This window comes from Pseudomonas sp. B21128, assembly GCF_044218865.1.
GTDB classification, from domain to species: domain Bacteria; phylum Pseudomonadota; class Gammaproteobacteria; order Pseudomonadales; family Pseudomonadaceae; genus Aquipseudomonas; species Aquipseudomonas iridis.
This window is the reverse complement of the sequence record NZ_CP162590.1, coordinates 5184584-5199290: the sequence shown is the minus strand read 5'-3', so window position 1 is coordinate 5199290 and position 14707 is coordinate 5184584. Positions and strand designations below refer to the sequence as shown.

The following is a 14707-nucleotide window of genomic DNA, read 5'->3' as shown; positions in this document are numbered from 1 at the left end:
CAGCTGGCAACAAGGTATTTCGGGGTGTAAGTGCGAGTGGCGGGGGAGGGAGGGGTCAACAATTGTTACGAGTTTGTAGTCCCTCGCTGGAGGGGCTGGGGTTTGCTGGTTCAGGCGCAGGCTTGCGTCCTACAGCGAAGGTTTTTTCAGGGAAGTTTCCGACAGACTCCGGCGACTTTTACGGTTGCCATTCACTCTTTTCCCCACTCAAACGTCGATCGAGAAAACTCGCCGCACTGATCAATGCCAGATGTGTCAGCGCTTGCGGTGTATTGCCCAGATGTCGTCCATGGCTGTCGAATTCTTCGGCGTACAGCCCCAGTGGATTGGCATAGCGCAGCAGTTGTTCGAATTCCAGATGGGCCTTTTCCACCTGGCCGGCGCGGGCCAGGCATTCGACGTACCAGAAGGAACACGCGGCGAATGCGCCTTCGGTGCCGGCCAGACCATCAATGCCCGCGTCTTCGTTGCGATAGCGATAGACCATGCCGTCGCGCACCAAACTCTTTTCGATGGCTTCAAGGGTCGATAACCAGCGTGGGTCCTTGGCGCTGACGAAGCGCACCAGCGGCATCAACAGCATTGAGCCATCGAGTGCGGTGCCGCCCTTGTACTGGACGAAATGCCCGCGTTCTTCATCCCAGAAGTTGTCCCAGATGTCGGCGTAGATCGCCTGACGGGTCTGGTCCCATTGGGCAAACGGCGCTGGCAATGAACGTTTCGAGGCGAGGCGAATCGCTCGGTCCAGCGCCACCCAGCACATCAGCCGTGAGTGCAAAAAGTGATGCCGCTCACCGCGCATTTCCCAAATGCCTACATCCTTGGTCTGCCATGTCTCACACACCTGATCGACAACTTCGCGCACATGTTTCCAGCCTTCGTGGGAAATGGCGTCGCCGTACTTGTTGACCAGATACACCGCGTCCATCAATTCGCCGAAGATATCCAGCTGAATCTGGTCATACGCGCCGTTGCCGATGCGCACCGGTTTCGCGCCGCCGTGCCCCGACAGATGCGCAAGCTCGGTTTCCGGCAGTTCCTGGCGGCCGTCGATGGCATACAGAATGTTCAGTTTCATCGGCTGGCAGTTGCAATCGCTGACCCGGCCGCGCAGCCAGCGCATGTAGGCGTTTGCTTCGCTGACGAACCCCAGGCGCATGAACGCGTAAACGGTAAACGAGGCGTCGCGGATCCAGGTGTAGCGGTAATCCCAGTTGCGTTCACCGCCCGGGGTTTCCGGCAGGCCGAAAGTGGCGGCCGCGAGGATCGCACCGTGTTTACGTGAGGTCAGCAGCTTGAGCGCGAGCGCCGAGCGGTTGACCATTTCGCGCCAGCGTCCGCGGTAAGTCGACTGGCCGATCCAGTCACGCCAGAACTTCAGCGTGCGCTCCATGCAGAAATCGCCGGCGCCCTCGACGAACCGCGGGTCGTCGGTCGCGCCAAGCATGAAAGCGGCGGTCTGGTTCTGTGTCAGCGTGAAGTGGGCGACGGCTGCATTTGCGTCAACCTGCATCGGCTGATCCGACGCCAGACGCAGTGTCGGTTGGCCGGTTGCGCTGAACAGCACGTCCTTCTGATCGGCCTGCCCGCGGGTGTCGGCGCGGGCGTAGTCGTGGCGCACGGCGCAGCGCATATGGAACGTTGCTTCGCCGCTGACCACGCGCACGCGGCGCATCAGCAGCGGCAGGTCATCTTCGCTATCGCCCACTGGCAGCATGTCGGTGATTTCCACCACGGCAAATTCGCTGAGCCAGCGGGTTTGCAGAACGTTGGTGTCCGGCAGGTAAATCTGCTCACGTCGCGCATCGGGCAAGTCCGGCGCAAGCTGGAAAATCCCCGCGTCGGGTGTGTCCAGCAAGGAACAGAAAATCGACGGACTGTCGAACTCCGGCCAGCAGAAAAAATCCACGCTGCCCTTGTCGTTGACCAGCGCTGCACTGCGCATGTCGCCGATGATGCCGTGGGCGTCGATCGGGCTTTGTTGTTCTTGATGATGCTCAGCCATTGCCGCGAAACTCCGGATAGAGGCTCATGCCGCCGTCGATGAACAGGGTGGTGCCGACGATGTAATCGGCGGCGTCCGAGGCGAGGAAAACCACGGCGTTGGCGACGTCATCGACGTCGCCAATACGCCCATAGGGAATCAGATCAAGCAGCTTTTCACCCGCTGCACCGTCGGTGGCTTCTTCATTAATGGCCGTACGAATCGCCCCCGGCGCGATGCCGTTGATGCGGATGCGCTGATGGCTGACTTCCTGAGCCAGGGTCTGCATCAACTGATCGACGCCACCTTTGGACGCGGCGTAATTGACATGCCCGGCCCACGGAATGCGTTGGTGCACAGAGCTCATGTGAATGATCTTGCCGGCGGCGCGGGACACGCCTTCGCGAACGCCCTGGCGATTGAAAATCCTCAAAGCGGCGCGGGCGCAGAGGAACTGGCCGGTGAGATTGACGCCGATCACCGCATTCCAGTCATCCAGCGTCATGTCCACCGCTGCGGCGTCTTTTTGCAGTCCGGAATTGGCCACCAGAATGTCCAGCGAACCAAAGGCTTCGAGGGTCTGGGCGAATAGCCGTTCGACCTCATCTTCCTTCGACACGTCCGCGCCGATCGCGATGGCCTGGCCACCGTCGGCGATGATTTGCCGGGCGAGGGCTTCGGCGGGTTCGGCCTGGCTGTTGTAGTTGATGACCACTGAAGCGCCAGCGGCGGCCAGGGCTTTGGCGGCAGCGTGGCCAATGCCGGAGCTGGCGCCGGTGATGAGTGCGACCTGGCGGGCGAGGGAAATCTGCATAGGGAGGCGTCTGGGTGGAGGGCTTATTCAGCTGACAGGTTGCCTGGCGTGAGAGTTCATTTCTGTGGGTTCTGTAGTGAACGCTCGGGCCTCATCGCGGGCAAGCCTGCTCCCACAGGGAACATGGGTGAACATGAATTTATGCACGACATGGAGCGCTGTGGGAGCGGGCTTGCCCGCGATGGCGTCTTTACATCCCACCAACAATTCCCCGCTTCCACACCCCTCATCCATATGGCAACTTGGCCGCCCCTGACGAGGCTGTGACCGATGGCAAACCCCTACCGCGAATTGTTCAACGCCCCCGGCGCGCGAAATTTTGTTCTCGCCGGGATGATCGCGCGCATGCCGATTTCAATGACTGGCATCGGCGTGATCACCATGCTTTCGCAGTTGTACGGCGGGTATGCGTTGGCCGGTGCGGTGGCGGCGACGTTTGCCCTGGCCACGGCGTTCTGCGCGCCGCAGGTTTCACGGCTGGTCGATCGGTTTGGCCAGGGCAAAGTCCTGCCGATTTCGGCATTGATCGGCGGCGGGGCGCTGCTGATGTTGCTGCTGTGCACACGGCTGCAGGCACCGACCTGGACGCTGTTCATTTTCGCTGCACTGGCCGGGTGCATGCCGAGCATGTCGGCGATGGTGCGGGCGCGCTGGACCGAAATCTATCGCGGCCAGCCGCAATTGCAGACGGCGTATGCGCTGGAGTCGGTGCTTGATGAGGTCTGTTTTATCGTCGGCCCGCCGTTGTCGGTCGGCCTCTGCGTGGCGGTGTTTCCCGAGGCTGGACCGTTGGCGGCACTGTTGGCGCTGGCGATTGGTGTCACGGCATTCGTCGCTCAGCGCAGCACCGAGCCACCGGTGCACCCGCACGCGTCCGACCATCAAGGTTCGATCATTGGTTCTACGGACATTCAATTGCTGCTGGCGCTGATGATTGCCATGGGCATCATCGTCGGCGTGATTGATGTGGTCAGCGTCGCGTTTGCTCAGCATCAGGGACAACCAGCGGCGGCGAGTATTGTGCTGTCGGTGTATGCGATCGGCTCGTGCCTGGCCGGTATCGCCTTCGGCGCCATGCGCTCGAAACTGCCATTGCCTCGATTGTTTTTATACGGCGGCGTGGCGACCGCGGTGACGACCTTGCCACTGTTGTTGGCGAGCAATATTTTTGGCTTGTCGGTCGCTGTGTTTATCGCCGGGCTGTTCTTCTCGCCGACGCTGATTGTGGCGATGGCGCTGGTCGAGCGCATCGTGCCGCCGGCCAAACTCACTGAAGGCCTGACGTGGCTGGTGACCGGTTTGAGTATTGGCGTGGCGGTAGGCGCCGCCGGGTCGGGTTGGCTGGTGGATGCCTACGGCGCTCGGAGTGGATTCTGGCTGGCGATTGCGGCGGGAGCGGTGGTGCTAGGCTCGGCGATACAGAGTTACCGGCACCTGAAATAAATACATCTGCAGGCGCTGCGGCACGCTGCGCCTGCAGGAGTCTGGGTTACCAGCCCCGTCCCGAGTTCACCCAGAAATTCACCGACAACGACGTCGACACCGATTCCACCTGATGGAACCAGCCCTCCGGCAGAAACAACAGATCCCCAGCCTCCAGCATCACGCGCAAGAACGTAACATCCCGCGCCGACGGGAAGCGTTCATAGTCCGGCGCATCCGGATTGAAATCACAGCCATCCAGCCCACCCTCGGGCGCAGTCGACCAGGTGCCCAGCGCTTCGCGATGATGCGGCGCGGCGAGGGTGAATGTCTTCTGCCCCCAGACCTGCGCAAACAGATTGTCGGTGTCATCGCGATGCAGTGGCGTCAGCGTGCCTTTGGGGCCGATCCAGATGCGCGGCGGGATGAACAGCGAGGCATCGAAGTAGGCCGGGTACTGAATCTGCTGCATCAATGCGGCCGGCAGGATGTTGTTACCCATGTAGGCCGGTGGTTCGCCTTCCTCACCTTTGGCCGCCGGGCTGTCCAGCGAGGCGATGAAATCGGCCATCGATGTGGAGCGAAAATCGCGCTCGGTGGAGAAGGTTTTTTTCACGTAATCGCCATGGCGAGTGATGCCTTGCAGCTCGGCGAAATGCACCAGCGACTCTTCCCGGCTCAACTTGAACAACGGCCAGTCGTGCAGGGCATTGCTGATCACTACAGGGATGCCGTGGGGCAAGTAACGCTTCTCGAACTCGGCCACCGACAGCTCGCTGCGCGGACGACGCTCGATCTTGTGTTGAGTCGGCAGGCCGGCGGTGAGTTTTTCACTGAAGCGCGGCGGGGTTGGGTAACGCTTGTTCATGTCGACCTTTTGCACTACCGCACCGCCGTGGCGGGCGTGGTCGATGATCTGTGGCAGCAGCGTCGCCAGGCCCATGTTGCCGCCAATCTTCAAGCGACCGCTGGCGAAGAGTTCTTCAACGTTGGCCGTGCCGCCCATGATGCCGAGAAAATCCCGCTCTGCGACTGCAATGGTGACGTCGGGGCTGGCATGGCGGCCCGCTTCAGTGCGGGTGCTGGCCTTGACCTCGGACCAGTAGGCCTGTTGCGGGCCAAACACGAATTGGAAAACGCCTTCGATCCCGACGGCGCCGGCATTGATGAACAGTTTGCCCAAGATGCTCTGCATGTCCACGGCGATTCCTCATTATTGATTTTGGTCTGAACAATTAACGAGTGTCTGTACGTGGGATTTAGCAGGTGTCGACTAATTTGCCGGCGCCGTGATCCGTTTCTCTCTACAGACGAATTCTTTGAGGGACGCGTGGTGACCAAGCTGACTTTGCTGTGCCTGCCGTATTCAGGTGCCAGCGCGATGGTCTACAGCCGCTGGCGGCCGAAGTTGCCGCAATGGCTGCAACTGCAACCAGTTGAGCTGCCGGGGCGCGGCGCCCGGTTCGATGAACCGCTGCAAACCGACATGCGCACGCTGGCGATGCAACTGGCCAAGGAATTGCGCCCGACACTCAAGACCCCGTACGCGCTGTTCGGCCATAGCCTCGGCGCGTTGATGGCGTGCGAAATCGCCCACGCGTTGCGCGCGCTGGGGTGTTCGGAGCCGGTGGCGTTGTTTGCCTCAGGCACCGCGGCGCCGACGATGCGCGCCGATTACGATCGCGGTTTTGCCGAGCCGAAAACCGACGCCGAGTTGATCGATCAATTGCGCACGCTCAACGGTACGAGCGAGGAAGTGCTGGCCAATGAAGAGCTCATGAGCCTGACGCTGCCGATCCTGCGCGCCGACTTCCTGCTGTGCGGCAAATTCGAGCCGGCCCAGCGACCCTTGCTCAACTGCCCGGTGCACGTGCTGGGCGGCAAATCTGACAAGGCCACCACCGAACAATTGATCGGCTGGAGCAAGGAAACCTTAGGCAGTTTCTCCGTAGACATGCTGGCGGGAGGTCATTTCTTCATTCATGAACACGAAGCCAAAGTGCTGAAAGTCATCAAGGATCAGCTCGAAGTTCATCACCGCCGGCACTCAATGCTCGCCACTGCCTGAGCACCAGGAATTTCATGTGGGAGCGAACCTGCTCGCGAAAGGGCATTCCAGTCGACATCAACGTCGCCTGACGTGCCGCTTTCGCGAGCAGGCTCGCTCCCACAATGTTTCCTACCTGTCTGAAAAACCCCGCCAGTCTCCCGCCTGATAGTTCTTCTCATTCGCTAATTTTTCCGGTGTGCATTCGTTTTATAGGGACGACGTGCCTTTGTGCTGCCTGCCTACTGATCCGGATGACAAGAAATGAATGCTGAAGACTCCTTGAAACTCGCTCGCCGGTTTATCGGGTTGCCCCTGGAAAAGCGCCAGATGTTCCTGAATGCGCTGCAGAGGGAAGGGGTGGATTTTTCCCGGTTTCCGATTCCGGCCGGGGTCGAGGCCGAGGATCGGCAGGCGTTGTCTTACGCCCAGCAACGCATGTGGTTTCTCTGGCATCTGGATCCGCAGAGCGGCGCATACAATCTGCCAGCGGCGGTGCGCCTGACCGGTCGCCTGAATCAGCAGGCGCTTGAGCAAGCCTTCGCCAGCCTGATCGAACGCCACGAAACCCTGCGCACGGTGTTCCAGCAGCAGCCTGACGACAGCCTGCTGCAAGTACCGCTGCAACAACCGTTGGACATTCAGCGCGTCGACCTCACTGCCTTGGCGGCCGCCGAGCGCGAGGTGCGCGTGGCGGCGGCGGCAGAAGAGCAGTCGCTGCTGCCGTTCGATCTGGCCAACGGGCCACTGCTGCGCGTGCGTTTGCTGCAACTGGCCGAGCAGGAGCATGTGCTGTTGCTGACGTTGCATCACATCGTTTCCGATGGCTGGTCGATGGACGTGTTGATCGACGAGTTCTGCCGTTTTTATGACGCCCATGATCAGGGGCTGGTTGCCGAACTGCCCGCACTGGCGGTGCAGTACAGCGATTACGCGCTGTGGCAACGGCGTTGGCTGGAGGCGGGCGAGCAACAGCGTCAACTCGATTACTGGTTGGCGCAATTGGGCGACGAGCACCCGGTGCTGGAGCTGCCTGTCGATCGTCCGCGCCCGGTACTGCCGAGCTACCGCGGTCGTCGTCACGAGCAGACAGTGGAGGCGGCGCTGGTCGAGCAACTGCGCGGGGTTGCGCGTCAGCATGGCGTCACGTTGTTCATGCTGCTGTTGGGCACCTTCAATATTCTGCTGCACCGCTACACCGGCCAGAACGATCTGCGCGTCGGTGTGCCGATTGCCAACCGCAACCGCCGAGAAATCGAAGGCCTGATCGGCTTCTTCGTCAACACCCAGGTTTTGCGCGTGCAACTGGACGGTCAGACCCGATTCGGCGACTTGCTGAGCGCGCTCAAGGAAACCGCGCTCGGTGCCCAGGCACATCAGGACCTGCCGTTTGAACGGCTGGTAGAAGCACTCAAACTTGAGCGCAGCCTGAGCTACAACCCGTTGTTCCAGGTGATGTACAACCATCAGCCGGAAGTCGCCGATGTCACCACGCTCAAGGTCGGCAGCGGCCTGGAGCTGGGAGTGATCGAGTGGGAAAGCCGCAGCACGCAGTTCGACCTGAGCCTTGACACGTATGAGAAGGGCGGTCAGCTGCACGCTGCGTTTACTTACGCCAGCGACCTGTTCGACGGTGAAACCATCGAGCGCATGGCGCGGCACTGGACACACCTGTTGCACAGTATCGTCAACGATCCGCAACAAAGGGTCAGCGAGATCGGGCTGTTGCAGGCGCAGGAATATCAGCAGCTGACCCAGGACTGGGGGCGGCATGACGCGACCTGGTCGAGCGAGCGCCCGGTGCATGAGTTGTTCGAGGCGCAAGTTGCGCAGGCTCCGGATGCCGTCGCGCTGATTGTCGAGGGGCAGCAACTGACCTACGCCCAGCTCAATGCCCGAGCCAATCGTCTGGCCCGCACGTTGCTGGCGCAGGGTGTCGGCCCGGAAGTGCTGGTGGGTGTCGCCGTCGACCGTGGTCTTGAACTGATTGTTGCCATCCTCGCGGTACTCAAGGCGGGTGGTGCGTACGTGCCGTTGGACCCGCAATACCCGCGTGATCGCCTGCTGTGCATGATCGAAGACAGCGGCAGCCACTTGTTGCTGACGCAAAGCCATTTGCTCGAACGGCTGCCGGTGCCGCAGAACGTGCGCTGCCTGTGTCTGGATCATCCCCAAATCTGGACAGACTCAGACGAAAGCAATCCACAGTGTGCGGTGTGGGCCGATAACCTCGCCTACGTGATGTTCACTTCCGGCTCCACCGGTCGCCCGAAAGGGGTTGGCATCAGCCACGGTGCGCTGAGCAAACACGCCTTCGCCTCGCAGCATTATTACGGCCTGAGTGCCGCCGATTGCGCGCTGCAATTCGCCACCTTCAACTTTGATGCCTTCGGTGAGCAACTCTTCGGCCCGCTGACCTGCGGCGCCTCGGTGGTGTTGCGCGGCAACGAGGTCTGGGACAGCGAAACCCTGTATCGCCACATCGTCGAGCAAGGCATCACGGTCATGGACTTGACCACCGCTTACTGGAACATGATCGCCAAGGAATTCGCTGCCGCCGGCCCGCGTGACTATGCCGCGCTGCGTCAGGTACACAGCGGCGGTGAAGCAATGCCCCCGGAAGGCGTGCAGGCCTGGCGCGTAGCGGGGCTTGAGCACGTGAAATTGCTCAACACCTACGGCCCGACTGAAGCCACCATCACCGCGACCACGCTTGATTGCAGCGATTACGTGGCTGGTCGTCAGCCATTACCGCTGACAATGCCGATCGGGCAGCCGTTGCCGGGGCGGCATACCTATGTGCTGGATGCCGACGGTCAACCGACGCCGGTGGGCGTGGTCGGTGAACTGTTGATTGGCGGCGAGCTGCTGGCGCGCGGTTATTTCCAGCGTGCGGATCTGACCGCCGAGCGGTTTATTCCCGATCCGTTTTCCACTGGCGGTGCAAGGTTGTACCGCACTGGCGACCTTGCGCGCTTCAACGGTAAGGGCCAGATCGAATACGTCGGCCGGGTTGACCATCAGGTGAAAATCCGTGGTTTCCGGATTGAGCTGGGCGAAGTCGAGGCGCGTCTGCTCGAACTCGATGCCGTCAACGAAGCGGTAGTACTGGCGGTGCAGGGCGGTAGCAGCCTGCAACTGGTGGCGTACGTGGTGCCGAAGCAAGCCGACGTGGTTTCGTCGGCGGCCGATACGCAAGGCGCGGCGCGCGACGCGATCAAGGCGCAACTCAAAAACAGCCTGCCGGATTACATGGTGCCGACCCACGTGCTGTTCCTCGGCGCATTGCCGCTGAGCCCGAATGGCAAACTGGATCGCAAGGCCTTGCCGTCGCCGGACGCCAGCCAGATGCAACAAGCCTTTGTTGCGCCGCGCAGCGAACTGGAACAGCAGATCGCCGCGATCTGGCAGGACGTGCTCAAGCTCGAACAGGTCGGCCTGACCGACAATTTCTTCGAGCTGGGCGGTGATTCGATCATCTCCATTCAAGTGGTCAGCCGTTCGCGTCAGGCCGGGATTCACTTCAGCCCGCGCGACCTGTTCCAGCATCAGACCGTGCAAGGCTTGGCCAGCGTGGCTCGACAAGGCACCGCTGGCGTGACGGTCGATCAAGGGCCGGTGACGGGTGCGTTGCCGCTGCTGCCGATCCAGCAAGTTTTTTTCGCAGACGACATTCCCCAGCGTCATCACTGGAACCAGGCCGTGCTGCTGCGCAGTAATGAAACCCTGCGTGCCGAGGCGTTGTTGCAGGCGTTGAATGCGCTGCTGGTCCAACATGACGCGTTGCGTTCGCGCTTCGTCGAAAGTGCCGACGGTTGGCATGCCGCCGTGGCACCAGTCGTGATTGAGCCGGAACTGCTGTGGACCGCAGACAGCCTTGCTGACGCCGAGCTGCAAGCGCTGTACGCCAACGCCCAACGCAGTCTCGACCTGCAAAAAGGCCCGTTACTGCGCGCGGTGCTGGCCACCGTGGCCGATGGCAGTCAGCGCCTGTTGCTCGCGGTGCATCACCTGGCGGTGGACGGTGTGTCATGGCGGATTTTGCTGGAAGACCTGCAACTGGCGTATCAGCAAGCGCGGCAAGGTTCGAGCATCAAGTTGCCGGCCAAAACCAGTTCGTACAAGGCCTGGGGCGAGCATCTGCAATCCTTTGCTGCCACCGACGCGGTGCAGGCAGAGCTGGGTTTCTGGCAACAGCAGCTTGAGGGCGTGGCACTGGATCTGCCGTGCGACAACCCGCAGGGCAGCCTGCAAAGTCGTCACGCGCAAGTGCTGCACAGCCGACTCGACAAGACCTTTACTCAACAACTGCTGCAACAGGCGCCCGCGGCGTATCGCACTCAGGTCAACGATCTGCTGCTGACCGCGCTGGCGCGGGTCATCTGCCGTTGGACCGGGTACGTCGATACGCTGATTCAGCTCGAAGGGCACGGTCGCGAAGACCTGTTTGATGACATTGACCTGACCCGCACCGTCGGCTGGTTCACCAGCGTGTTTCCGGTGCGCCTGACCCCGGCGGACTCGCTGGCGAGCGCGATCAAGCAGATCAAGGAGCAATTGCGCGCGATCCCGAACAAGGGGCTTGGTTTCGGCGTGCTGCGTCACCTCGGTGACGAGCAGGCGCAAGCGTCACTCAAGGCACTGCCAGTGCCGCGCATCACCTTCAACTACCTGGGACAGTTCGACGGCAGCTTCGATGCCGAGGAAGGCGCACTGTTCAGCCCGGCCGGTGAGCGCGCCGGGCTTGAGCAAAGCCTGGACGCACCGCTGGACAACTGGCTGGGCGTCGAAGGCCAGGTCTACGAAGGCGAACTGGACCTGCGCTGGACCTTCAGTTGCGAGCAGTTCAACGAGGCAACCATTGCCCGTCTGGCCGACGACTTCACCCGCGAGCTGCAAGCGCTGATCGCCCATTGCTGCCTGCCGGAATCAATGGGCACTACGCCTTCGGACTTCCCGCTGGCGCGCATCGGCCAAGCGCAACTGGATGCGATCACGGTACCGGCCGCCGCTATCGAAGACATTTATCCGCTGTCGCCGATGCAGCAAGGCATGTTGTTCCATACCTTGTACGAGCAGGGCAATGGCACCTATATCAACCAGTTGAGTGTCGATGTCGACGGCCTCGATCCCGAGCGTTTTCGCGCCGCGTGGCAAGCCACCATGGACGCCCATGACATCCTGCGCAGCGGCTTCATCTGGCAGGGCGAATTGCAGGAACAGCTGCAGATCATCCATCGCCGACTCGAGTTGCCGTACACGCTGCTCGATTGGCGTGAGCGCGATGACATCACCCAGGCGCTGGAAGATTTCACAACTGCCGACCTGGCGCAGGGCTTCGACCTGACCGAGGCCGGGCTGCTGCGCGTCACGTTGATTCGTGTGGCTGAGCAGCGTCATCACCTGATTTTCACCAACCACCACATCTTGATGGACGGTTGGAGCAGCGCGCAGATGCTTGGCGAAGTCTTGCAGCGTTATGCCGGCCAGCAACCGCCGCGTCCGCTGAGCCGCTATGCCGATTACATCCAGTGGCTGCAACGTCAGGACGCTGCCGTCAGCGAAGCATTCTGGTTGGCGCAACTGGCGGACTTCCACGAGCCGACCGTGCTGGCGCAAGCCGCGGCGGGCGGTGGCGAGTTGCGTGCCGACAAGGGGCATGTGCTCAAGCATTACCAACTGGATGCGCTGCGGACTCGCCGTCTGAACGAGTTTGCCCGAGAACAGAAAATAACCGCCAACACCCTGGTGCAAGCCGCGTGGCTGCTGTTGTTGCAGCGTTACACCGGCAGCACTTGCGTCGCGTTCGGCACCACCGTGGCCGGGCGTCCGGCGGAGCTGGTCGGTATCGAGCAGCAAGTCGGACTGTTCATCAACACGTTACCGGTGATCGCCGGCTCGCGTCCGGATCAAACCGTGGCCGCGTGGCTGGCCGCTGTGCAGGCGCAGAACCTCAGCCTGCGCGAGTTCGAACACACACCGCTGGCGAATATCCAGCGCTGGGCCGGGCAGGGCGGCGAGTCGCTGTTCGACACGCTGCTGGTATTCGAGAATTTCCCGATTTCTGAAGCGTTGCAACACGGCACCGCGCAAGGCGTGGTATTCGGCGAAGTGGCCAACCAGGATCAGACGCACTACCCGCTGACCCTCGGCGTGACACTGGGCGACACTTTGGCGCTGCACATGAGTTTTGATCGGGCGCATTTCAGCGTCGCAACCATCGAGCGTTTGAGCGCGCAACTGCTGCACCTGCTGGAGCAGTTCGCCGAATCCGCCGAACGTCCTCTCGGCGAAATCGCCTTGGCGACGGCTCAAGAGCACGCGCGACAACTGGCGCAAAACCAGCCGCAAGCGTATCCGCAGGACATCCCCGTGCATCAGCGCTACGCTCGACTCGCGGCGCAACAGCCTGAACGCACCGCCGTGATTTTCGACGGACAGCATTTCAGCTACGGCGAACTCGACGCCCGCGCCAACCGTCTCGCGCATGAGCTGGTGGCCCGCGGGGTGCGGGCGGAAGTGCGCGTCGGCGTGGCGTTGCCGCGCAGCGAAGGCCTGATCGTCGCGCTGCTGGCCGTGCTCAAGGCCGGTGGTGCGTATGTCCCGCTGGACACCAGTTACCCACGCGAGCGTCTGGCGTACCTGATGGAAGACTCCGGTCTGGCGCTGCTGCTGAGCGATTCGCGGGTGTCGGCGCAACTGCCGATCGGTGATGCACTGACCGTGCTGGAGCTGGATCACCTCGACCTCAGCGCGCATTCCGTACAGGCACCGGTAGTCGCGCTGGATCCGGACAACCTCGCCTACGTGATCTACACCTCGGGTTCCACCGGCAATCCGAAAGGCGTCAGCGTCACCCACGGGCCGCTCGCCATGCATTGCCTGGCAATTGGCGAGCGCTATGAAATGCGCGACAGCGATTGTGAATTCCACTTCATGTCGTTCGCTTTCGACGGTGCCCATGAACGCTGGTTGACCAGCCTGACCCATGGCGGCTCGCTGTTGATTCGCGACGACAGCCTGTGGACGCCTGAGCAGACCTACAACGCCATGATCGAGCATGGCGTGACCGTGGTTGCGTTCCCGCCGGTGTACCTGCAACAACTGGCCGAACACGCCGAGCGCGTCGGCAATCCGCCACCGGTGCGGATTTACTGCTTCGGCGGCGATGCCGTACCGAACGCCAGTTTCGAACGGGTCAAGCGTGCACTCAATCCCGAGTACATCATCAACGGCTACGGGCCGACCGAAACGGTGGTCACCCCGTTGATCTGGAAGGCCGGTCGCGACGAGCCCTGTGGTGCGGCGTATGCGCCAATCGGCAGCCGTATCGGCGATCGCAGCGCCTACGTGCTTGATGCTGATTTGAACCTGTTGCCGCAAGGCATGGCCGGTGAGCTGTACCTGGGCGGCAGTGGCGTCGCTCGCGGTTATCTGAACCGTGCGGCACTGACCGCCGAGCGTTTTGTCGCTGACCCGTTCAGCCGCAGCGGTGGCGTGTTGTATCGCACCGGCGACCTGGTACGCCAGCGCGCCGACGGCACATTCGACTACCTGGAACGCATTGATCATCAGGTGAAGATCCGTGGTTTCCGCATTGAGTTGGGCGAAATCGAAGCGAGCCTGCAGGCCCTGGATGGCGTGCGTGAAGCCGTGGTCGTGGCGCAGGAAAACGCCGGCAGTAAACGCTTGGTTGCTTACGTCGTCGGCGACTCGTCGAGCGATGATTACGCCGAGCAATTGCGTGCGCAACTCAGGGCGACGCTGCCGTCGCACATGGTTCCGGCCTACGTGCTGCGTCTTGAGCGCATGCCGCTGACGCCGAACGGCAAGCTTGATCGCAAAAACCTGCCCAAGCCTGATGTCAGCCAATTGCAGCAACTCTATGTCGCGCCGCAAAGTGTGCTGGAGCAGCAACTGGCAACGATCTGGCAAGAGGTGCTGAAGCTGGAGCGCGTGGGCCTGAGCGATAACTTCTTCGAGCTCGGCGGTGATTCGATCATCTCGATTCAAGTCGTCAGCCGTGCCCGGCAGGCCGGCCTGCGGTTTACGCCCAAAGACCTGTTTCAGCACCAGACCATTCAAGCGCTGGCCGCCGTGGTGCAAACCGGCGAGCCGTTGCAAGTGATCGATCAGCAACCGGTCACGGGCGCAACCGCGCTGCTGCCGATTCACCAGTGGTTCTTCACGCAGGCGATTCCCGACCGTCACCACTGGAATCAGTCGGTGATGCTCAAACCTGCGCAGCCGCTGGATGCACAGGCGCTGGAGCAGGCACTCGATGCACTGGTGGTGCATCACGACAGCCTGCGCCTGGACTTTGTCGAGCAAACGCAGGGCTGGACGGCGCAGTACCGCGATGTCGCGACGCAAGCGGGTGAAACCATCCTGTGGCAAGTCGAGGTGGCTGATCTGGCGGCGCTGGAGACACTGGGCAACA

Annotated in this window: 6 protein-coding genes (1 of these 6 only partly in view); 3 read left to right on the top strand and 3 right to left on the bottom strand. The window is 61.7% G+C overall.

Translation table 11 applies throughout. The features are described 5' to 3' along the window. Positions 1–178 precede the first annotated feature (178 nt). Positions 179–2005: a glycoside hydrolase family 15 protein gene (locus AB4P91_RS23435; protein WP_395603818.1), complete on the bottom strand. Its 1827-nt coding sequence runs from the start codon at positions 2003–2005 to the stop codon at positions 179–181. Then, positions 1998–2798 carry an SDR family oxidoreductase gene (locus AB4P91_RS23430; RefSeq protein ID WP_150594644.1) on the bottom strand — a complete coding sequence of 267 codons (801 nt, stop codon included), beginning with the start codon at positions 2796–2798 and terminating at the stop codon, positions 1998–2000. The genes AB4P91_RS23435 and AB4P91_RS23430 overlap by 8 nt, the downstream gene beginning before the upstream one ends. 270 nt (positions 2799–3068) lie before the next feature. Between AB4P91_RS23430 and AB4P91_RS23425 the strand changes: the two genes are divergently transcribed. Continuing rightward, on the top strand, positions 3069–4241 hold the full coding sequence (locus AB4P91_RS23425; RefSeq protein ID WP_395603817.1) for an MFS transporter: 1173 nt from the start codon (positions 3069–3071) through the stop codon (positions 4239–4241). Positions 4242–4287: 46 nt separating this feature from the next. Here the strand turns inward: AB4P91_RS23425 and AB4P91_RS23420 are convergent, their stop codons facing one another. After that, complete coding sequence (locus AB4P91_RS23420) at positions 4288–5421, bottom strand: cupin-like domain-containing protein (protein WP_395603816.1); 1134 nt, start codon at positions 5419–5421, stop codon at positions 4288–4290. 129 nt (positions 5422–5550) lie between these two features. On the opposite strand from AB4P91_RS23420, the gene AB4P91_RS23415 reads away from it, so the two are divergent. After that, entirely contained in the window at positions 5551–6288 is a 738-nt protein-coding gene (locus tag AB4P91_RS23415; RefSeq protein ID WP_150594646.1) for a thioesterase II family protein, read from the top strand. Positions 6289–6531: 243 nt separating this feature from the next. Next, positions 6532–14707, top strand: the 5' portion of a protein-coding gene (locus AB4P91_RS23410; RefSeq protein ID WP_395603815.1) for a non-ribosomal peptide synthase/polyketide synthase. Its footprint extends 4238 nt past the window's final position; only the first 8176 of its 12414 coding nucleotides appear in the window; the start codon lies at positions 6532–6534; its stop codon lies off the right edge, out of view.

Excerpts from the sequence above, each read along its gene's own strand:
- AB4P91_RS23435 (WP_395603818.1), bottom strand. The coding sequence starts at position 2,005 with ATGGCTGAGCATCATCAAGAACAACAAAGCCCGATCGACGCCCACGGC.
- AB4P91_RS23430 (WP_150594644.1), bottom strand. The coding sequence starts at position 2,798 with ATGCAGATTTCCCTCGCCCGCCAGGTCGCACTCATCACCGGCGCCAGC.
- AB4P91_RS23425 (WP_395603817.1), top strand. The coding sequence starts at position 3,069 with ATGGCAAACCCCTACCGCGAATTGTTCAACGCCCCCGGCGCGCGAAAT.